This is a genomic window from Variovorax sp. MSC1_012, assembly GCF_023667525.1.
Taxonomy (GTDB): domain Bacteria; phylum Pseudomonadota; class Gammaproteobacteria; order Burkholderiales; family Burkholderiaceae_C; genus Variovorax; species Variovorax beijingensis_B.
In genome coordinates, this window is the sequence record NZ_JAMOZJ020000002.1 from 848,463 (window position 1) to 866,396 (window position 17,934).

The window sequence follows — 17,934 nt, forward strand, 5'->3', positions numbered from 1 at the left end:
ATGCCCATGCACAAAAGGCGCTCGTTGATCCTCGGTGGCGCCGCGGTTTCGTTGATGGCTTCGCTCGGCGCGGGTCGCCTCGCGCTCGCAGACACGAAGACGCCGGTCCGCCTCATCGTGCCCTACCCTCCGGGTGCCGCCACGGACACGCTCGGCCGCCTGATGGCGCAGGCCTTGGAGCCCGCCGTCGCGGCGCCGGTGATTGTCGACAACCGGGGAGGTGCCGGCACGCAGATCGGCACGCGTGCCGTCGCCACCGCGGCACCTGACGGCCGCACGCTCGGCTTCGTCGACACGGCGTTCGTGATCAACCCCGGGCTTTTCGGCAGCGCGCTGCCGTACGACACGGAGAAGGACTTCGCGCCAATTTCGCTCATGGCAACGGCGCCGCTGGTGCTGATCGTGCACAGCACGGTTCCCGCAGCAACGCTGAAGGAGTTCGTGGCCCTGTCCAAGGCCAAGCCGGGCAGCCTCAACTACGGATCGGCCGGCGTCGGCAGTGCGCCGCACCTGGCCGGCGAGCAGTTGCGCAAGGCCGCCGCGATCGACATCAACCACGTGCCGTACCGGGGCGGCGGCACCGTACTGAACGACCTGCTCGCGGGTCACGTCCAGTTCGGGTTCACCACGGTCCCCACGATGATCGACCACATCCGCGCGGGCACCGTCCGCGCCTTGGCAGTCACCGGAATGCGCCGGGCCGCGCAACTGCCCGACACGCCGACGATGCAGGAAGCCGGGCTGCCCAGCGTCGACGCCACGCCGATCTTCGGTTTGATCGGTCCGGCCAGATTGGCGCCGGACACCGTGTCCCGGCTGTCGTCCATCGCGGCCCAAGCCGTGCGCGCGGGTCCGCTGCACCAGAAGCTCATCGAGCTCGGCTTCGTGCCGATCGGCAGCACCGCCGAGGAGTTCAGGATCCGCATTCGCCAGGAGATCGAGAAATGGGCCGCTGTGGTCAAGGCCGGCAACATCAAGCCCAATGCCTGAGACGACGCCCGCAAGCCCGCATGCAGCCCCTCGTTTCCCTGCGACGGTCGCGGCCTTGCGCTCCACAGAACAGCGCGCGGCCTACGACCTGATCGAACGGCGGCGCGGCCGCGTGCCGGCCCCCTACCTGCCACTGCTGGGGAGCCCCCGAATTGCCGATCTTCTGGAGCAACTCTCGACCGAGCTTTGGACCGGCACGCTGCCGCAGCAGGTGCTGGAGGCGGTCTTTCTCATGACCGCGCACAGGCAGCAATGCCGCCACCAATGGGAGACTCACGCAGCCAAGGCCTTGTCGGCCGGACTTTCGCTGGAGATGGTCGACGCGATTGCGGCCGGCAAGATTCCAGAGGACGGCGGACCCGTGGAGGCCGCAGGCCGGTTCTTCCTGGCGCTCACCGAACACCACCGCGTCGCAGACGACGTGTTCGAGCAAGTACAGCGGCACTTCGGAGAACACGGCACGGCCGAACTGGTTGCATTCTGCGGACTGGCTGGAACCGTCGCCCTGCTCTTGAATGTGCAGGTCCCTCAAGCCCCGGCCTGCTCCGCCTAGGCGCTGCGCTGGCTGAGCGGAACGCAGCGCTTCAGGCGCCGCACACGGAGCCGCGATACAGCCGCCGATACGCCGCGGGCGTGCTGCCGAAGCGTTCCCTGAATGCCGTCGTGAAATTCGCGGCACCCGAGAACCCGATCGCATGCGCCAACTCCTCGATGCCGAGCGGCGTCTGGGCGAGCAGATGCTGCGCACGCAACAGCCGCGCCTCGCGCGCGAACTCGAGCACGGTCCTCCCCGTGTGCGCACGGAACGCCCGCGTCAGCCGCTTCTCGTGCGTGCCCACGCGTGCGGCGAGCGCCGGCAGCGGTGGCACGTTCGCAAGGTCGCTCTCGATGAGCCGCTGCGCGGCCGTGACGATCACGCGGTCCGGGTCGTGGGGTTCTTCGTCTTCGGACGCCGGCGGCCTGCGGAGCACCTCGGCGACGCCCTCCGGCGGTTGCGCGCCGCGGCGTGCGAGCGTGAGGTGGACCGCGACGCGAACCAGCACCTCTTCGGGTTCGAAGGGCTTGAGGATGTAGTCGACGCCGCCCTCTCGCAGACCGGTCAGCCGCTCCTCGAGCGCGGCGCCGGCGGTGAGATAAATCACCGGGATGTGCGCGGTGGCATGGTCCGTCGCGATCCGCCATGGCGGCGACGTGGTGCTGCACGAAACGGGCACCGGCGGGCGACATTCCGCCTGGCGATTCCGGCTGCGCCGCTCGGGCCAGATGCATAACCGTGCGGCGCGTATGTCGGAACACCCAGACTCGTCACCTTCCAATGTCAGCGTCGGGACAAACGGCGAAAGCATTACAAATGTGCTACGCTTGCTGTCATGAAATCGTGCACCTTGCCTGCCGTTCGCGTCGAGCCGGAACTGCGTGCCGAGCTGGAATCGGTCCTGGGTAAAGAAGAAACCATCAGCACCTTTGTGGCCGATGCGGTACGCCGGGCCGTTGACTTCCGTCGAGTCCAGACGCGCTTTCTCGCGCGCGGCGAGGCCGCTTGGCAGGACTACTTGCGAACCGGTGTTTCGCACCCCGTGGACGAAGTGTTTGACCGCCTCCAGGCCCGCATCGATGCACGACGCCGCGAATTGCAAAGCCCCAGCACGTGACTGAGTTGTTCGGGGTTGAGATGACCCCGCAGGCCGAGGATGACCTTGAGCGGTTGTTCGAGTTCCTCGTCGTACGGTCAGAGACCTTGGAGGAACTGGACCAAGCTCAGCATGTTTTGCACCAACTTCGCACCGGTATCAAGAAGCGGCTGGCCGAGAATCCTTGGGCGTATCGGAAAGCGGGAGATGGCAGGCGTACAACGCGCCGAGAGTTAATCGTAGGCCTTGGTTCCACAGGCTATGTGGCCCTTTACGAAATCCTTCCTGGGCGGGAGGTCAAGGTGTTGGCCGTTCGTCATCAGCGCAAAGAGGATTACCACTGAGCCCATTGCGGCTGTACGCGCGGCGGGCGTGCGGCAGAATTTCGGCCACAACCAGCCGTTCACCGCTCCGGCAGAACTCGCCCAAGAGAGGCTTCTCGACCCCGTGGCAGCGTCCATCAAGAGGCGCCCGCCCACCGATGCCACCAGACAGAGAAGGCGACTCAACGCAAGGATTGACGGACAGAAATGCCGATTGCTGCACGAAAACTCCGCGCCGGCAAGTCGCTCACTCCGGCCCTTCTCCAGTCTTCATGTTCAGACCAGCCTCGATGGTCACGCTTCTGGAGTTGACGGGCGACTGGCAGGCGGCCGGGAACGTTCGGTGTTGGCCGGCAGCCAAAGCAAGCCTGCGCTGCTGCCTCAGCGCGCCAGCGTCTTCTTCATGGACGCCAGGTAGAAGCCGTGTGCGTAGCCTTCAATGCGCGCGTACTCCTCGTAGCCGTGCTTCTGGTAGAACGCGCGCGCCTGCCACTCGAAGGTCTCGAGCTTGGCGTCCCTTGCGCCCAACTCGATGGCCTGCCGCTCGGCCTCGGCGAGCAGATGACTGCCCAGGCCCGAGCCGCGCACGTCGGCTTCGACAAACAGCACGTCGATGTTGAGCCAGCAGAGAAACACGAAGCTTCGCAGTCCGCCGAGCAACCGGCCATTCCCGTCCCTGGCGTTGAGGCGGATGTGCCGCTGCTCGGGATACTCGCCCACGAAACCGTAGTTGAAATGGCGCAGCCGTCGACCGAGCTCGCCCGATTTCACTTCCTCTTGTGTCGCTTCGGCGATGGTCCAGGCTGTCATGGAAGGCTCAGGATGTTGCGGGCGGCCGATTCTGCCCGGTCTTCGGGTCGGCTCCGGGCCGGTGGCCGTCCTTCCACCGAAGGCGCTGAGCCTCCGAATGGGAAGACGAACGTTCTGCCGCGGCAACCCTGCTGCGGCCATGGCCGGATCAACCCTGCGCGCTTGCGTCTCAGCGAATAAATTGTATGATGCACATCATGCGAAATACAAAGCACAGCGTCAGGGCAGCGGCCAAGGAAGCCTCGCACGAGCGCATCGTGTCCGTGGCTGCCCGGGCGATCCGCCGCAGCGGCTACGACGGCACCGGCGTGGCCGACATCATGAAGGAAGCCGGCCTGACCCATGGCGCCTTCTATGCCCACTTCCCGTCGCGCGAGGCCATGCTGGCCGAAGCCGCGGGCCGGGCCTGCGCCGAATCGGCCGCCGCGGCGGCGAAGATCGCCTCCGACGTTCCCCCCAGACAGGCCCTGGCCGCCATGCTGCGCGCCTATCTCTCGCCGGAACACGTGGCGCACGCGGAAATGGGGTGCCCGCTGGCCGCGCTGGGCTCGGAAACGCCGCGCCAGGCCGCCGAAGTCCGCCGGGTGACCACCCGGCACGTCAAGGAAATGATCGATCTCGTCGCGCGCCAGTCGCCCGACTGGGGACAGCCCGCCGCACATGAACGCGCACTCGTGACCGTCGCCACCATGGTGGGCACCTTGCTGCTGGCGCGTGCGGTCGACGATCCAGCGCTGTCGGCCGGCCTGTGCGAGGCCGCGCTGAAGCACCTGGCTCCGGCCTGAATCCGCCACCGCGGCACGAACCACTTTTTTCTCGCCAACAAATATGATGATTATCATGCGACATGAACGACGTCCGGCCGGCAGCCTCCGCGCGCTCCCGCTCCTTGTCGCGCTCGCCTTCCAGGGCCTCACCGCGGCCGCAGCGCTCACGATGATGCCGGCCCGGGCGGACCAGACATCGCCCGTTGGCCTGTGGAAGAACGTCGACGACGTCAGCGGCAAGCCGCGCGCGCTGATCCGCCTCACCGAATCGAACGGTGTTCTCCAGGGAAAGATCGAGAAGGTGTTCCCGGCCCCGAACGAAGACCCGAATCCGACCTGCGACAAGTGCGAAGGCGCCAACAGGAACGCACCGGTCGTCGGGCTGGTGATCCTCAGCGGCCTGAGCAAGAACGGCGACGAATATGCCGGCGGCCAGATTCTCGATCCCGACAACGGCAAGGTCTATCGCAGCACCGTGCGCCTGACCGACAACGGCAAGAAGCTCAGCGTGCGCGGCTACATCGGTGTGCCAATGCTGGGCCGTTCACAGACCTGGGTACGCCAGGAACAAGGAAGACCATGAAAGCATTTGTTCTCGATCGATACGCCAAAAAGGGGGCGCTGCGATCGGCAGACGTGCCGCTGCCGGAGCTGCGCGATGACGAGGTCCTGGTCGAGGTGCATGCCGCGGGCCTGAACCTGCTGGACGCCAAGATCAGGAATGGCGAGTTCAAGCTCATCCTGCCGTACCGCCTGCCCCTCGTGCTGGGCCATGACGTGGCCGGCGTCGTGGCCAAGGTCGGCCCGCGCGTGCGGCAGTTCAAGCCGGGCGACGAGGTCTATGCGCGGGCGGACGATTTCCGGATCGGCACCTTCGCCGAGTTCGTTGCGGTCAAGGAGGCATCGCTCGCGCCCAAGCCCCAGGGCCTCACGATGGAAGAAGCCGCGTCCATTCCGCTGGTGGCCTTGACGGCCTGGCAGGCGCTGGTCGAGAAGGCCGGGCTGAAGAAGGGGCAGAAGGTCTTCATCCAGGCGGGCTCCGGCGGCGTCGGCACCTTGGCGATCCAGCTGGCCAAGCACCTGGGCGCCACCGTCGCCACGACCACCGGCCCGACCAATGTCGCGCTCGTGAAGCGCCTGGGCGCGGATGTCGCCATCGACTACAGGACGCAGGATTTCGAGGATGTGCTGCGCGACTACGACGTGGTCCTGAACAGCCAGGACAGCAAGACGCTCGAGAAATCCCTGCGTGTGCTCAAGCGCGGCGGCAAGCTCATCACCATCTCCGGCCCACCCGATCCCGAGTTCGGCAAGCAGATCGGGGCGCCCGGTTTCGTGAAGCTGGTCATGCGGCTGTTGAGCGCAGGCATCAGGCGCAGGGCCCAAAGTCGCGGCGTCGATTTCTCGTTTCTCTTCATGAAGGCCAACGGGAGCCAGCTGCGCGAGATCACGCGCCTCATCGAGGCCGGTGCCATCCGGCCCGTGATGGACCGCGTGTTTCCGTTCGACGCCACCAATGAGGCCCTGGCCTATGTCGAAGCGGGTCGCGCCAAGGGCAAGGTCGTCGTCAAGCTCAAGTGAGCCCTGTTCATTTCCTGTTCCCCTCTTTTTTGGAGATTCCTCATGAAGATCGAAAATTCCGTCGCCCTCGTCACGGGCGCCAATCGCGGCATCGGCCTGGCATTCGCGAGCGAGCTGCTGGCCCGCGGCGCACGCAAGGTTTACGTGGGCGCTCGCAATCCCGAAACCGTGACCCAAACCGGCGCTCAGGCGCTGCGCCTGGACGTCAACAATCCGCAAGACGTGGCGGCCGCGGCGGCGGCGGCGCCCGATGTGACGCTGGTGGTCAACAACGCCGGCATTGCCCAGCCTGGCGGCTTTCTCGCGGCCGATAGCGAAGACATCGCACGGCGCATCTTCGAGACCAACTTCTTTGCGGTGCTGCGCATGAGCAAGGCCTTCGCGCCGATTCTCAAGGCCAACGGCGGCGGCGCACTGCTCAACGTCCTGTCGATCGCCTCGTGGGTGAACGGCGGCGAGCTGGCGGCCTATTCGGCGAGCAAGTCGGCCGCGTGGTCGCTCACCAATGCTTTGCGCAGTGAACTGGCGGCGCAGCACACCCAGGTGCTGGCGCTGCACATGGCCTATGTCGACACCGATCTCACGCGCGGATTCGATGTGCCGAAGACGAGCCCCGAGACAATCGTGAAGCGCGCGCTCGACGGACTCGAATCGGGCCTCGACGAGGTGCTGGCCGATGAGCTCACCCAGCAGGTCAAGCAGGCAATGACGGCGCCCAGGCCGAGCTACCTTCCGCAGGTGGCCTGAGTGCACCGCTGGGCGGACGTTCCAACGGCATCCATTCCGCCCGCGGCGTCGGCGCGTCCAGCGGTTCGCCGTCCGATTCGGTGGAGCAGATGGCCGGCGAGGGCATCAGCGCGGCGGCCAGGGTCGCGCACCACGACCTTCTGCGGGGTCTGCTCACCGGGCAGGATCCCAAGCAGTTCCTGTTCCTTACCCGCACGCCGAGCGGCATCGAGGCCCGCAGGGCCTTTCTCGCGCGGTTGAAGGAACGTTCGGAGAACCGCGACAAGAAGATCACGATCGCCGCGTACCTGGCGCGAGGACGGCGCTTCCGGGCGGTTACCCATCTCATGGGTATTCATTCAATCACCTATGTGATGGGTTTTTGACAAATACCCATCTGGTGGGTAATCTCAGGATACCAACCTCATTGGTATCGATATGCAGCAAGTCCTTTCGGTTCCCTCCCAGCTCGGCGTACTGCTCAAGGCCGCGCGCAAGGAAGCAGGCATCACGCAGGTCAAGCTGGCCGAGCGCCTCGGCATCAGCCAGAGCCGGATGTCCCACATGGAGCTCAATCCGGGCTCGCTGAGCCTGGAGCAACTGCTGGCCATCTTCGGCGTGCTGGGCCTCGAGATGGTGGTGGGCTCCAAGAAGCCCGCGCCCACCGGCAGCAAGGCCCCTTCCCAGGAGTGGTGAGCGTGGCACGCGCACGGGGCCTCCAGGCACTTTCCATCTGGGCCAACGGTGAACGGGTCGGCAGCTGGCGCATCCCCGCGCACGGGGCGGACGAACTGCGCTATGACGATGCCTGGGCCGATTCGCACGCCGGGCGCCCGCTCTCGCTTTCATTGCCACTGGTGCGCGGCTTCACTCACAAAGGCGCTGTCGTCCGGAACTACTTCGACAACCTCCTGCCGGACAGCCTGCCCATCCGCCAGCGCATTGCGAGCCGCTTCGGCACGCAGACGACGCAGGCCTTCGACCTTCTGCAGGCGATCGGCAGGGATTGCGTCGGAGCCATCCAGCTGCTGGGAGAGAACGCCAGCCCAGCCGATGTGGAACGCATCGAAGGCGAGCCGATGAGCGAAGCCGGCGTCGAACAGCTCCTGCAGCAGACGGTCGATCCGGGCAGGTTCGCCACGCAGGCCGTGCCTGAAGACGAACTGCGCATCTCGCTGGCGGGCGCCCAGGAGAAAACCGCTCTTCTGTGGCACGAGGGCCAGTGGGTGCGTCCGCAGGGCTCGACCCCCACCACGCATATCCTGAAGTTGCCGCTGGGCCTGGTCGGCCATCGCAAGGCCGACTTCACCACATCGGTGGAGAACGAGTGGCTCTGCCTGAACATCCTCCAGGAGTACGGCGTTCCCGTTCCCCGGACCGCGATGCTCCGGTTCGGTTCGCAGAAGGTGCTGGCCGTCGAGCGCTTCGACCGCCGGCTGCACTCCTCCGGAAACTGGTGGCTGCGCCTGCCGCAGGAAGACTTCTGCCAGACCCTCGGCAAGCCGTCGCACCTGAAATACGAAGCGGACGGCGGACCGGGAATGACCGACCTGGCCGATGTGCTGCGCAATTCGGTCAACGCACAGGAAGACCTGGCAACGCTCCTCACCGCGCAGCTGCTCTTCTGGATGCTGGGCGCGCCCGACGGGCACGCCAAGAACTTCAGCATTGCCTGGCTCCCGATGGGCCGCTACAGGCTGACGCCCCTCTACGACGTGATGTCCATCTGGCCCCTGGAAGGCAACGGCCCGAACCAGTTCTCCAGGCACGAGGCCAAGCTGGCGATGGCCCTGTCCGGCAAGAGCAGGCACTACCATTTCAAGACCATCCAGCGGCGCCACTTCAACGCCATGGCGCAGAAGTGCCACTACGGCCCGGATGCCGAGAACATCATCCAGCGCGTGCTCGCAGCAACGCCGGGCGTGATCGACCGGATCGCTGCGCGCCTGCCCGCGCAGTTTCCGGCCGCGGTGTCGGGCAGGATTCTCGAAGGGCTTGCCCGTTCCGCGAGGGCGCTGAAGGGGATGCCGCCTGTCTAGGGAGGCGGCGCCCGCGCATGCCGGAATGCCTGGCAAAAAGTTCATCGGAAATTCGCCGCAGCCTTACCGGCCCTTCACATTGCGCCCTCAGCATGGGAACTCCTGAATACAACGACTCGAAGGAGTTGCAATGAAGAAGTTGTCCCTCGCACTGGCTACGGCCGCCCTGCTCTCTCTGGCCGCCCTGAGCGCTCCTGCGCAAGCGCAGCCGCACCATGGAGACCACGGCTATCGACCGCATGTGGTCGTTGTTCCGCCGCCCCCGCCGCGGCACGTGGTGCGGCACGGCTACGACCACCGTCACGACCGCCATGCCGACTATCGCCACGGCCGCCGCGGCGACTACCGCCATGCGCGCCGGGACAGCGACCGCGACGGCGTGCCCGACCGCTACGACCGCCGTCCCCACAATCCGTATCGGCGCTGAGCGCGAGCGCTTGCCGCCGGCACACGCTTTCGAAGCAGCAGCTGCACCTTGCCAAGGAGAACGACATGTCCATTCGAGCCACCGCAGCACTCGTGTTGCTTTCCGCCATCGCCGCCCCCAGTGCCTTCGCCGACGACGACGATTCGAAGAAGCGCTGGCGGCGCGGCGACTGGCAAAGCAACTGGCGCGACGACCGCTGGGCCAGACCCTGCGAGGTCAAGCAGGAGTCGAAGCGAGGCGAGTTCAAGCGCGAGGTCAAGTGCAAGGACGGCGTCGGGGCCACCTGGCAAGGGGAATGGAAGGACGAGTTCCGGGACGGCCCGTGCAAGGTCAAGCTCGAGGCCAGCCGCGAAGTGTTCAAGGAAGAGGTCAAGTGCGAGGGCCGCTGACCGCGGATCGCGACTGGGGAGCCAGCGCTCTGGAATGAACCTCTCGCGCTGGAGCGCTCAACGCAGCGGCAGTTCGATGCAGCCGACGAGCGGAACTTGCGGAACGTGTTCGAGGCGCGCGCTGCTGGCGATGACGATCGCATGGCCCGCGCGCCCGGCCAGGGACGCGATGGTCTTCCACAGGCAGCCGATCGAGCGCGCGTCGAGCGCGCCCTCGGGTTCGTCGAGCAGCACCAGCGGACGGCCCGAGGCCAGCGCGGCCGCCAGCCAGACCTTGCGCTTCGATCCTGTCGAGAGCATGTACATCGGCTTCTCGATGTGCGGCACCAGCGAGAAGCCTTCGACCAGCGCCTGCCACAGTGCCGCATCGAATCCCGCATCGCCCTCGCTCAGGGTGGCCGTGCATGCCCGCGCGGTGACCTGGTCGAAGGCTTCGGTGGCCGGGTCGCAGAAGAACAGGTTGCGCTTGTAGGCCTCGGGCTTCGCGTCGAGGCGCGCGCCTGCGAGCGTCAGCCTTCCGGCCGCTGGAAGCATGCCCGCAATCACGCGCAGCAGGGTCGACTTTCCGCTGCCCGTGTCGCCATACAGCAGCGTGACGCCCTCGCCCACCGAAGCGCACCAGCCGGATGCGAGCGCGGGCTGGCCGGGATAGGAAAAGCCCAGGTCGTGGACCTGGAGGATGGCGGGTGATGTCGGGGCGTTCATGTGCGTGCGGAAGTCCTCGCGGGATTCTGCCTCGCCCGCGGACGCCCTCCCTGCCCCGCCCTCAGCTCAGATCAGGAACTTGCGGATGCGCGCCGAAGCCAGGTCGATGGCGCTCACGCTCACCACAATGATCAGCATCACCGCGCAGGTCTCGGCGTACTGGAAGCCGCGGATGATTTCCCACAGCACCACGCCGATGCCGCCCGCGCCCACCATGCCCACCACCGAGGCCGAGCGCACGTTCGACTCGAAGCGGTAGAGCGCATACGAAATCCACAGCGGCATCACCTGCGGCAGCACGCCATAGACGATCTCGTGCAGCGCGCTGGCGCCCGTGGAGCGGATGCCTTCCACCGGCTGCGGGTCGATGGCTTCCACGGCTTCGGCGAACAGCTTGGCCAGCACGCCGGTGGTGTGCACCCACAGCGCCAGCACGCCGGCAAAGGGGCCCAGGCCCACGGCCACCACGAACAGCATTGCGAACACCATCTCGTTGATGGCGCGGCAGCTGTCCATGAGGCGGCGCACCGGCTGGTAGATCCACCAGGGCACGATGTTGGCGGAAGCCAGCAGCGCAAGCGGCACGGCGCTCACCACCGCCAGTGCCGTGCCCCACAGCGCGATCTGCAAGGTGACGACCATCTCCTGCAGGTACATGCGCCACTGCGTGAAGTTCGGTGGAAAGAACTCGGCCGCGTAGGTGGCCATGTTGCCGGAATCGCGCCAGAGTTCGAACGGACGCATGTCGGCGCCCTTCCAGGACGCGGCCAGCAGGATCAGCAGGCCCGCCCACGAGAGCTGCCAGGCGAGGCTGCGCTTGGGAGCGGCGGACGCCGAAGGCGACAGGCTCGGGCGGACGATATGGACCGTGGGTTGCATGGCGGACACAGCAGTGCAGCGGCGGTGGCGCTCAGTTCAGCGCGGCCAGTTTCTTGTCGATGTCGGCCAGCTTGGCTTTCTTGTCGGCATCGCCGAGCACGGCGTCGGCCTCGATCTTGGTGCGCTGGCCGAACAGGTCGAGCTGGCGGATCGGCAGCAGCTGCTTGTCGCTCGATTCCTTGAAGCCCGAGAGCTTCGAGATCTTCATGACGATCTCCTTCTCGCGCGGATCGGACTTGGCGTAGTTGTAGAAGAAGCTGCGCAGCTTGGCCTTGGTCGCCTCGGGCAGGTCCTTGCGCATGACGAGCGGGTCGAGCGGAATCAGCGGCGAGGTCCAGACGATCTTGATGTCCTTGAACTTCTCTGGGAAGCGCTCCTTCACCTTCTCGAGGTTCTCGCTGTTGTTGGTGGCCACGTCGACCTGCTTGTTGGCCACGGCCAGCGCGTTGGTTTCGTGGTTGGCGCTGCGCGTCACCTTGAAGATCGACTTGGCATCGAGCTTGTTCTGCGCGAAGACGTAGAAGCCCGGCACCAGGTAGCCCGAGGTCGAATTCGGGTCGCCGTTGCCGAAGCTCAGGTTCTTCGCGTTCTTGAGCACGTCGTCGAGCGTGTTGAGCGGGCTCTCGCGGTTCACGATCAGGTGCGAGTAGTAGCCCTGCGTGCCGTCGGCGTTGACCATCTGAGCGAACACCTCGCCGCCCGCGCGGTCGACCGCTTCCATGGCCGACTTGTTGCCGAACCATCCGATGTGCACCTTGTTGAAGCGCATGCCTTCGATGATGCCGGCGTAGTCGGGTGCGAAGAAGGCCGTGACCTTGAGGCCGGTCTGCTTGCTCATGTCGTCGATCAGCGGCTGCCAGTCGCCCTTGAGGTTCTGCGTCGCCTCGGTCGAGATGATGCCGAAGTTGATGTCCTGCGCGAGGGATGCGCCGGCAAGGCCGAGGCCCAGCACGGTGGCGGCAATCAGTTTCTTGATCATGGATGGCTCCAGCGAAATTTTTGAATGAAGAGAGAAAGAAAAGGCGCGTTCTTCTTCGCGGCCTATGCGGCTTGCGCAGCCCACGACACGGGAGCCGCCGGGTTCAGCACGTGCACGTTGGCGCCTTCGGTCGCCGAGGCCGGCGCGGCGGGCCGCAACAGCTCGTCGGCCTGCACGCCGTACAGGTCGCGCAGCAGCGCGGGCGTCAGCGCCGAGGAAGGCCCGTCGAACACCACCTGGCCCTGGTTCAGCGCCACCACGCGCGGGCAGTACTTCATCGCGATGTCGACCTGGTGCAGCGACACGATCACGGTGCAGCCGTCCTCGCGGTTGATGCGCGCCAGGATCTCCATCACCTTGCGCGAGGACTCGGGGTCGAGCGATGCAATGGGTTCGTCGGCCAGCACCACCTTGGCGCCCTGCACCAGCGTGCGCGCAATGGCCGCGCGCTGCTGCTGGCCACCCGACAGCGTGGAGGCGCGCTGCGCATGGCAGTCGGCAATGCCCACGCGCCCCAACGCTTCCAGCGCCAGCGCGCGCTCCTGCGCCGTGAACATGCGCAGCCAGCTGCGCCACCACGGCATGCGGTGCAGCGAGCCGACGAGCACGTTCACCAGCACCGGCAGCCGCGCCACCAGGTTGAACTGCTGGAACACGAAGCCGACCTGCGAGCGCACCTTGCGGATGTCGCGGTGGATGCGGCCGCCCTTCTGTACGCAGCAGCCGTCGATCTCGACCAGCGAATCGGTGCCGCCATCGGCGGCCACCAGGCCCGCCACGTGCCGCAGCAAGGTGGACTTGCCGGAGCCCGAGGCGCCGATCAACGCCACCATTTCGCCGCGGTTCACGGCCAGGTTGACGTCGCGCAGCGCATGCCGGCCGTTGGCGAAGTGCTTGTTCAGTTGGTGGATGCGCAGGACACCGGTCATCTTGGATTCCAAAGTCGTCTAGACAAGTGAAGTCTCGCGAGGCGTCGTGACATGCGCGCGACAGCTGCGCGACATTGCGGCGACAGCCGCGGCCGCGCCCCCGGATCGCACCCTCAGATCACGCGCCGTCCCTGGCGCCACACGCCGCGCACCACCGGATGCCTGGCACCGTCGGCCAGCGTGGTGATGCGCACCTGCACCAGGTCGGCGCGCAGCCCCGGTTCCAGGCTGCCGCGGTCGTGCAGGCCGGCCGCGCGAGCGGGTGCGCGGCTCACCATCGCCACCGCCTCGGGCAGCGTGCAGATGCCCTCGTCCACCAGCCGCATCACGGCACTCATGAGGCTGCCGGGCACGTAGTCGGAAGAAAGGATGTCGAGCAGCCCCTGGCGCGCCAGCTCGGCGGCGGCCACGTTGCCCGAGTGCGAGCCGCCCCGCACCACGTTCGGCCCGCCCATGATGTTGGCGAGCCCGCGTTCGCGCGCCGCGCGCGCAGCCGCCAGCGTGGTCGGGAATTCCGACATGCTGGCGCCCTCCGCATGCGCCTGCTCCACATGCGCCACGGTGGTGTCGTCATGGCTCGCCAGCGCAATGCCGTGCACACGGCAATGCTCGACGAAGTGCCGGCGGTGCGGCTGCGCATAGCGCGTCTGCAGCGACACGGCCTCGGACACGCGGCGGTCGAACTTGTCGTCGCTCCAGCCCTTCTTGCCGGTGTAGTAGATCCGCGCGACCTCGATGTTCTCCCACTGGCGCTGGCCCGGCGTGTGGTCCATGAGCGAGATCATCGACAGGCGCGGATGGTTGCGGAACGGCTCGAACAGCTCGATGGTGTTGGGCGCCGGCAGCTCGCAGCGCACGTGCAGGTGGTGGTCGGCACGCAGCAGGTCGCTCTCGATGCAGCCGTCGAGCACGTCGAGCAGCGTGTCCCAGGTGCTGCCGCGCAGGCTCTCGGGGTCGGACTCGCCCACGCCCAGCGCATCGAACACCGTGGTGATGCCGGCGGCGGCCACCTCGGCGTCGTGCGCGAGCAGCGCGGGCATCTCGGCCCACTGCACCTTGGGGCGTGGCATCAGGTGGCGCTCCAGGTTGTCGGTGTGCACCTCGACCAGGCCGGGAAACAGGTAGTCGCCCTCGAGGTCGAGCGTGCCGCTGGCGGTAGCGCCGCTGCCCAGCGCCTCGATGCGCCCGCCAGCCACCGAGAGCGCGCCATGCACCACCTCGCCGGCCAGCACCATGCGCGCGTTGGAAAAGACGATGGGTGCTGCGCTCATGGCCGGGTGCTCCTGAAGTCGCCCACGTTGACACGGCGGGTGGCCACGGCGGCGCCCACCTCGGCGTCGTGGAAGATGCCGACGATGGCCGCGCCGCGGGCCGTGGCCTCGCGGATCAGCTCGATCACGGTGGCCGTATTGGCGGCATCGAGCGAGGCGGTGGGCTCGTCCAGCAGCAACAGCGGCTTGGGCTTGATCATGTTGCGCGCGATGTTGATGCGCTGCTGCTCGCCGCCCGAGAAGGTGGCCGGCGGCAGGTGCCACAGGCGCTCGGGAATGCGCAGCCGCGCGAGCCAGCGGCGCGCCTCGGCGCGCGCGGCCTCGATGCCCGCGGGGTCGTCGCCCGCGTCCTCGGCCAGCGGCTCGGCCACCACGTCGAGCGCGGGCACGCGCGGGATCACGCGCAGGAACTGGCTCACATAGCCGATGGTGTCGCGCCGCAGGCGCACCAGCTCGCGCGGCGCCACCTCGGTCAGGTCCACCGGACCGGCCGGCGCCTGCACCGTGATGCGGCCCGCGCTGGCGCGGTAGTTGGCATAGATGAGCTTGAGCAGCGTGCTCTTGCCCAGGCCCGAGGCGCCGTCGAGCACCACGCATTCGCCCGCGCTCACGCTGAGGTCGACCGCGTCGAACACCGGCAGCTCCAGCTGGTTCTGGTGGTGCAGCGTGAAGCGCTTGGCCACGCCCTGGAGAAGAAGCAAGGGGGTCGTCATGGTTGGAGCACCGAGGAAACGAGAAGCTGGGTGTAGGCGTGCTGCGGGTCGTCCAGCACCTGGTCCGTGAGGCCGGTCTCGACCACGCGGCCCTGCTGCATCACGACCATGCGGTGCGCGAGCAGCCGCGCCACCGCCAGGTCGTGCGTGACAACGATGGCCGCGAGCTGCATCTGCCGCGTGAGCTGGCGCAGCAGGTCGAGCAGGCGGGCCTGCACCGACACGTCGAGGCCCGAGGTCGGCTCGTCCATGAACACCAGCCGCGGCTGCGTGACCAGGTTGCGTGCGATCTGCAGGCGCTGGCGCATGCCGCCCGAAAAAGTGCGCGGCGTGTCATCGATGCGCGCCGGATCGATCTCCACGCGCTGCAGCCAGTCGGCCGCGGTGGCGCGCACGCGGCCGTAATGCCGCTCGCCCAGGCCCATGAGCCGTTCGCCCACGTTGGCGCCGGCCGAGACGTCCATGCGCAGTCCGTCGGCCGGGTTCTGGTGCACGAAGCCCCAGTCGGTGCGCGAGAGCAGGCGCTGCTGGGCCTCGGTCATCGCGAACACGTCCTGCAGGCCGCCGCCGCGCACATGGAACTGCACGCTGCCGGCATCGGGGCGGCTGCGCGCGGCAATGGCGTCGAGCAGGGTCGACTTGCCCGAGCCCGATTCGCCGACCACCGCCAGCACCTCGCCGGGCCAGAGGTCGAAGGAGGCGTCGTGCAGCGCCACGCGGTCGCCGTAGCGCTTGCCGACGCCGCGCACGCGCAGCAGCGGCAAGGAGGAAGCTTGCACCGCGCTCATGCGAGGGCTCCGTCCACGGTGGCCGAATCGGTCGCCGGATCGCGCGCATCGGCGGCGCTGTCCGCCGGCTGGCGCGACTCGCAGTAGTCGGAATCCGAGCACACATGCATGCGCGCGCCCTGGTCGTCGGTGATCACCTCGTCGAGGAAGCTGTCGGTCGCGCCGCACAGCGCGCAGGGCGTGTCCCAGCGCTGGATCTCGAAGGGATGGTCCTCGAAGCTCAGGCTTTCGACCGGCGTGTAGGGCGGCACCGCATAGATGCGCTTCTCGCGGCCGGCGCCGAACAGCTGCAGCGCGGGGTTCATGTGCATCTTGGGGTTGTCGAACTTCGGGATCGGCGACGGCGACATCACGTAGCGGCCGTTCACCAGCACCGGGTAGTCGTAGGTGGTGGCGATGTGGCCGTAGCGCGCAATGTCCTCGTAGAGCTTCACGTGCATCAGCCCGTACTCGGCCAGCGCGTGCAGCGTGCGCGTGGTGGTCTCGCGCGGCTCCAGCCGCTGCATCGGCTCGGGCACCGGCACCTGGTAGACCAGCACCTGCCCTTCGGAAAGCGGCGTCTCGGGGATGCGGTGGCGCGTCTGGATCAGCGTGGCCTCGGCCGTGCGCGTGGTGGTGTCCACGCCCGTGGTGCGCTCGAAGAAGCGGCGGATGTTGACGGCGTTGACGGTGTCGTCGGAGCCCTGGTCGATCACCTTGAGCACATCGCGCGGGCCGATGACCGCGGCCGTCACCTGGATGCCGCCGGTGCCCCAGCCGTAGGGCAGCGGCATCTCGCGCGAGCCGAAGGGCACCTGGTAGCCGGGAATGGCCACGGCCTTGAGGATGGCGCGGCGGATCATGCGCTTGGTGCGCTCGTCGAGGTAGGCGAAGTTGTATTCGGTGGTGGTCGTCATTCGTGGTCTCCCGCGCCGGCGGCGGCGCGCATCTTCCGCACGAGCTCGAGCTCGGACTGGAAGTCGACGTAGTGCGGCAGCTTCAGGTGCTGCACGAAACCCGAGGCTTCGAGGCTGTCGCTGTGCGAGAGCACGAACTCCTGCATCTGCGCAGGCGCCTCCACAGGCTCGCCGAGCTCGTCGGCGCGCAGCGCGCGGTCGACCAGACTCATCGCCATCGCCTTGCGCTCGCAGTGGCCGAAAGCCAGGCCGTAGCCGCGCGTGAACTGCGGCGGTTCGCTCTTGCTGCCCGCGAACTGGTTGACCATCTCGCATTCGGTGATTTCCAGGTCGCCGATGGAGATGGTGAAGTCGAGCTCCTCGGGCGCGAGTTCGAGCTCCACGCTGCCGAAGCGGATCTCGCCCACGAAGGGATGGCTGTGCGAGTAGCCGCGTTGCGTGGAATAGGCCATGGCGAGCAGGAAGCCCTCGTCGCCGCGCGCAAGGTTCTGCAGCCGCGTGGCGCGGTCGGCCGGAAAGCGCAGCGGCGCACGCGTGAGGTCGACCGGTGCGGGGTCGCCGGGCGGCACGGGACGGGTCTCGATCAGCCCCTCCTGGTTCAGCAGATCGACCACGCGCGGCGTGACGGATGCGGGCGGCGTACCTGCATCGGCCGCGGGCGCCGGCGCGGCCTGCTGCCGACCTTCGGCCAGCAGCGCGAAGTCGAGCAGGCGCTGCGTGTAGTCGTGCGTCGCGCCCAGCACCTGGCCGCCGGGCAGGTCCTTGAAGGTGGCGGAGATGCGGCGGTCCAGCGCCATGCGCGCGGTGTCGAGCGCCACGCTGTCGCCGAGGCGCGGCAGCGTCGCGCGGTAGGCACGCAGCAGGAAGATGGCCTCCACCATGTCGCCCGAAGCCTGCTTGATCGCGAGCGCAGCCAGCTCGGGGTCGTAGACCGAGCCCTCGGTCATCACGCGGTCGACCGCGAGCTTCAGCTGTTCGCGGATCTGGCGCACCGACAGCTCCGGCGTGCCGGTGTCGCCGCGGCGCTGTTCGGCCAGCAGCCGGTAGCTGGCGAGGATGGCGGCTTCTCCGCCCTTGACGGCAACGTACAT

23 protein-coding genes and 1 pseudogene are annotated in these 17,934 nt (G+C 67.4%); 13 read left to right on the forward strand and 11 right to left on the reverse strand.

The genetic code is table 11. From position 1 onward, the window contains the following. Together L1081_RS29445 and L1081_RS29450 are read left to right on the forward strand one after the other, a co-directional pair. Positions 1–990, forward strand: a complete 990-nt coding sequence (locus tag L1081_RS29445) for a tripartite tricarboxylate transporter substrate-binding protein (RefSeq protein WP_489417024.1) — start codon at positions 1–3, stop codon at positions 988–990. A 55-nt stretch (positions 991–1,045) separates the two neighbouring features. Next, complete coding sequence (locus L1081_RS29450; protein WP_489417025.1) at positions 1,046–1,543, forward strand: carboxymuconolactone decarboxylase family protein; 498 nt, start codon at positions 1,046–1,048, stop codon at positions 1,541–1,543. Between the two features lie 31 nt (positions 1,544–1,574). On the opposite strand, the gene L1081_RS29455 is transcribed toward L1081_RS29450, so the two are convergent. Beyond that, complete coding sequence (locus L1081_RS29455) at positions 1,575–2,132, reverse strand: helix-turn-helix domain-containing protein (RefSeq protein ID WP_489417026.1); 558 nt, start codon at positions 2,130–2,132, stop codon at positions 1,575–1,577. A gap of 228 nt (positions 2,133–2,360) precedes the next feature. Here L1081_RS29455 and L1081_RS29460 point away from each other — a divergent pair, with 228 nt between their 5' ends. After that, positions 2,361–2,642: a YlcI/YnfO family protein gene (locus L1081_RS29460; RefSeq protein WP_489417027.1), complete on the forward strand. Its 282-nt coding sequence runs from the start codon at positions 2,361–2,363 to the stop codon at positions 2,640–2,642. Then, positions 2,639–2,965: a type II toxin-antitoxin system RelE/ParE family toxin gene (locus L1081_RS29465; RefSeq protein WP_489417028.1), complete on the forward strand. Its 327-nt coding sequence runs from the start codon at positions 2,639–2,641 to the stop codon at positions 2,963–2,965. Before L1081_RS29460 ends, L1081_RS29465 begins: the two co-directional genes overlap by 4 nt. A gap of 360 nt (positions 2,966–3,325) precedes the next feature. On the opposite strand, the gene L1081_RS29470 is transcribed toward L1081_RS29465, so the two are convergent. Then, on the reverse strand, positions 3,326–3,754 hold the full coding sequence (locus tag L1081_RS29470; RefSeq protein WP_489417029.1) for a GNAT family N-acetyltransferase: 429 nt from the start codon (positions 3,752–3,754) through the stop codon (positions 3,326–3,328). Positions 3,755–3,939: 185 nt separating this feature from the next. Between L1081_RS29470 and L1081_RS29475 the strand changes: the two genes are divergently transcribed. The 9 genes and pseudogenes from L1081_RS29475 to L1081_RS29515 all read left to right on the forward strand — a co-directional run bounded on the left by L1081_RS29475 (position 3,940) and on the right by L1081_RS29515 (position 9,683). Continuing rightward, positions 3,940–4,539, forward strand: a complete 600-nt coding sequence (locus tag L1081_RS29475; RefSeq protein ID WP_489417030.1) for a TetR family transcriptional regulator — start codon at positions 3,940–3,942, stop codon at positions 4,537–4,539. A 43-nt stretch (positions 4,540–4,582) separates the two neighbouring features. Continuing rightward, positions 4,583–5,104, forward strand: coding sequence for a DUF2147 domain-containing protein (locus L1081_RS29480; protein WP_489417031.1), 522 nt, complete (start codon positions 4,583–4,585; stop codon positions 5,102–5,104). After that, entirely contained in the window at positions 5,101–6,102 is a 1,002-nt protein-coding gene (locus L1081_RS29485) for a zinc-binding dehydrogenase (protein WP_489417032.1), read from the forward strand. The genes L1081_RS29480 and L1081_RS29485 overlap by 4 nt, the downstream gene beginning before the upstream one ends. Positions 6,103–6,144: 42 nt before the next feature. Beyond that, positions 6,145–6,849: an SDR family oxidoreductase gene (locus tag L1081_RS29490; RefSeq protein ID WP_489417033.1), complete on the forward strand. Its 705-nt coding sequence runs from the start codon at positions 6,145–6,147 to the stop codon at positions 6,847–6,849. A gap of 41 nt (positions 6,850–6,890) precedes the next feature. Beyond that, positions 6,891–7,163, forward strand: a pseudogene (locus L1081_RS29495) (alpha/beta fold hydrolase); the annotation flags it as partial. A gap of 103 nt (positions 7,164–7,266) precedes the next feature. After that, positions 7,267–7,524: a type II toxin-antitoxin system RelB family anti-toxin gene (relB, locus tag L1081_RS29500; RefSeq protein WP_489417034.1), complete on the forward strand. Its 258-nt coding sequence runs from the start codon at positions 7,267–7,269 to the stop codon at positions 7,522–7,524. Positions 7,525–7,526: 2 nt separating this feature from the next. Further along, positions 7,527–8,867, forward strand: coding sequence for a HipA domain-containing protein (locus tag L1081_RS29505; RefSeq protein ID WP_489417035.1), 1,341 nt, complete (start codon positions 7,527–7,529; stop codon positions 8,865–8,867). Positions 8,868–8,997: 130 nt separating this feature from the next. After that, the gene (locus L1081_RS29510) at positions 8,998–9,294 is read left to right on the forward strand and encodes a hypothetical protein (RefSeq protein WP_489417036.1); all 297 of its coding nucleotides are present in this window, start codon (positions 8,998–9,000) and stop codon (positions 9,292–9,294) included. Between the two features lie 65 nt (positions 9,295–9,359). Then, positions 9,360–9,683, forward strand: coding sequence for a hypothetical protein (locus L1081_RS29515; protein WP_489417037.1), 324 nt, complete (start codon positions 9,360–9,362; stop codon positions 9,681–9,683). Between the two features lie 57 nt (positions 9,684–9,740). Here L1081_RS29515 and L1081_RS29520 read toward each other — a convergent pair whose 3' ends face one another. The 9 genes from L1081_RS29520 to L1081_RS29560 form a co-directional block, all read right to left on the reverse strand. After that, on the reverse strand, positions 9,741–10,388 hold the full coding sequence (locus tag L1081_RS29520; protein ID WP_489417038.1) for an ATP-binding cassette domain-containing protein: 648 nt from the start codon (positions 10,386–10,388) through the stop codon (positions 9,741–9,743). 66 nt (positions 10,389–10,454) lie between these two features. Continuing rightward, on the reverse strand, positions 10,455–11,267 hold the full coding sequence (phnE, locus tag L1081_RS29525) for a phosphonate ABC transporter, permease protein PhnE (RefSeq protein ID WP_489417039.1): 813 nt from the start codon (positions 11,265–11,267) through the stop codon (positions 10,455–10,457). Between the two features lie 31 nt (positions 11,268–11,298). Continuing rightward, positions 11,299–12,246, reverse strand: a complete 948-nt coding sequence (gene phnD / locus L1081_RS29530) for a phosphonate ABC transporter substrate-binding protein (RefSeq protein WP_489417040.1) — start codon at positions 12,244–12,246, stop codon at positions 11,299–11,301. 62 nt (positions 12,247–12,308) lie between these two features. Then, on the reverse strand, positions 12,309–13,175 hold the full coding sequence (gene phnC, locus L1081_RS29535) for a phosphonate ABC transporter ATP-binding protein (RefSeq protein ID WP_489417041.1): 867 nt from the start codon (positions 13,173–13,175) through the stop codon (positions 12,309–12,311). Positions 13,176–13,288: 113 nt separating this feature from the next. Next, the gene (locus tag L1081_RS29540; RefSeq protein WP_489417042.1) at positions 13,289–14,446 is read right to left on the reverse strand and encodes an alpha-D-ribose 1-methylphosphonate 5-triphosphate diphosphatase; all 1,158 of its coding nucleotides are present in this window, start codon (positions 14,444–14,446) and stop codon (positions 13,289–13,291) included. Then, complete coding sequence (gene phnL / locus L1081_RS29545; RefSeq protein ID WP_062365186.1) at positions 14,443–15,159, reverse strand: phosphonate C-P lyase system protein PhnL; 717 nt, start codon at positions 15,157–15,159, stop codon at positions 14,443–14,445. The genes L1081_RS29540 and phnL overlap by 4 nt, the downstream gene beginning before the upstream one ends. Further along, positions 15,156–15,947 (reverse strand): phosphonate C-P lyase system protein PhnK, encoded by a 792-nt coding sequence (phnK, locus tag L1081_RS29550; RefSeq protein WP_124959928.1) that lies wholly within the window; start codon positions 15,945–15,947, stop codon positions 15,156–15,158. Before phnK ends, phnL begins: the two co-directional genes overlap by 4 nt. Continuing rightward, positions 15,944–16,843 (reverse strand): alpha-D-ribose 1-methylphosphonate 5-phosphate C-P-lyase PhnJ, encoded by a 900-nt coding sequence (locus L1081_RS29555; protein WP_489417043.1) that lies wholly within the window; start codon positions 16,841–16,843, stop codon positions 15,944–15,946. Before L1081_RS29555 ends, phnK begins: the two co-directional genes overlap by 4 nt. Beyond that, positions 16,840–17,934 (reverse strand): carbon-phosphorus lyase complex subunit PhnI, encoded by a 1,095-nt coding sequence (locus tag L1081_RS29560; protein WP_489417044.1) that lies wholly within the window; start codon positions 17,932–17,934, stop codon positions 16,840–16,842. Before L1081_RS29560 ends, L1081_RS29555 begins: the two co-directional genes overlap by 4 nt.

Coding starts and splice junctions, on each gene's coding strand:
- L1081_RS29445 (WP_489417024.1), top strand. CDS start 1: ATGCCCATGCACAAAAGGCGCTCGTTGATCCTCGGTGGCGCCGCGGTT.
- L1081_RS29460 (WP_489417027.1), top strand. CDS start 2,361: ATGAAATCGTGCACCTTGCCTGCCGTTCGCGTCGAGCCGGAACTGCGT.
- L1081_RS29470 (WP_489417029.1), bottom strand. CDS start 3,754: ATGACAGCCTGGACCATCGCCGAAGCGACACAAGAGGAAGTGAAATCG.
- L1081_RS29475 (WP_489417030.1), top strand. CDS start 3,940: ATGATGCACATCATGCGAAATACAAAGCACAGCGTCAGGGCAGCGGCC.
- L1081_RS29480 (WP_489417031.1), top strand. CDS start 4,583: ATGATGATTATCATGCGACATGAACGACGTCCGGCCGGCAGCCTCCGC.
- L1081_RS29485 (WP_489417032.1), top strand. CDS start 5,101: ATGAAAGCATTTGTTCTCGATCGATACGCCAAAAAGGGGGCGCTGCGA.
- L1081_RS29490 (WP_489417033.1), top strand. CDS start 6,145: ATGAAGATCGAAAATTCCGTCGCCCTCGTCACGGGCGCCAATCGCGGC.
- relB (WP_489417034.1), top strand. CDS start 7,267: ATGCAGCAAGTCCTTTCGGTTCCCTCCCAGCTCGGCGTACTGCTCAAG.
- L1081_RS29510 (WP_489417036.1), top strand. CDS start 8,998: ATGAAGAAGTTGTCCCTCGCACTGGCTACGGCCGCCCTGCTCTCTCTG.
- L1081_RS29515 (WP_489417037.1), top strand. CDS start 9,360: ATGTCCATTCGAGCCACCGCAGCACTCGTGTTGCTTTCCGCCATCGCC.
- L1081_RS29520 (WP_489417038.1), bottom strand. CDS start 10,388: ATGAACGCCCCGACATCACCCGCCATCCTCCAGGTCCACGACCTGGGC.
- phnE (WP_489417039.1), bottom strand. CDS start 11,267: ATGCAACCCACGGTCCATATCGTCCGCCCGAGCCTGTCGCCTTCGGCG.
- phnD (WP_489417040.1), bottom strand. CDS start 12,246: ATGATCAAGAAACTGATTGCCGCCACCGTGCTGGGCCTCGGCCTTGCC.
- phnC (WP_489417041.1), bottom strand. CDS start 13,175: ATGACCGGTGTCCTGCGCATCCACCAACTGAACAAGCACTTCGCCAAC.
- L1081_RS29540 (WP_489417042.1), bottom strand. CDS start 14,446: ATGAGCGCAGCACCCATCGTCTTTTCCAACGCGCGCATGGTGCTGGCC.
- phnL (WP_062365186.1), bottom strand. CDS start 15,159: ATGACGACCCCCTTGCTTCTTCTCCAGGGCGTGGCCAAGCGCTTCACG.
- phnK (WP_124959928.1), bottom strand. CDS start 15,947: ATGAGCGCGGTGCAAGCTTCCTCCTTGCCGCTGCTGCGCGTGCGCGGC.
- L1081_RS29555 (WP_489417043.1), bottom strand. CDS start 16,843: ATGACGACCACCACCGAATACAACTTCGCCTACCTCGACGAGCGCACC.
- L1081_RS29560 (WP_489417044.1), bottom strand. CDS start 17,934: ATGTACGTTGCCGTCAAGGGCGGAGAAGCCGCCATCCTCGCCAGCTAC.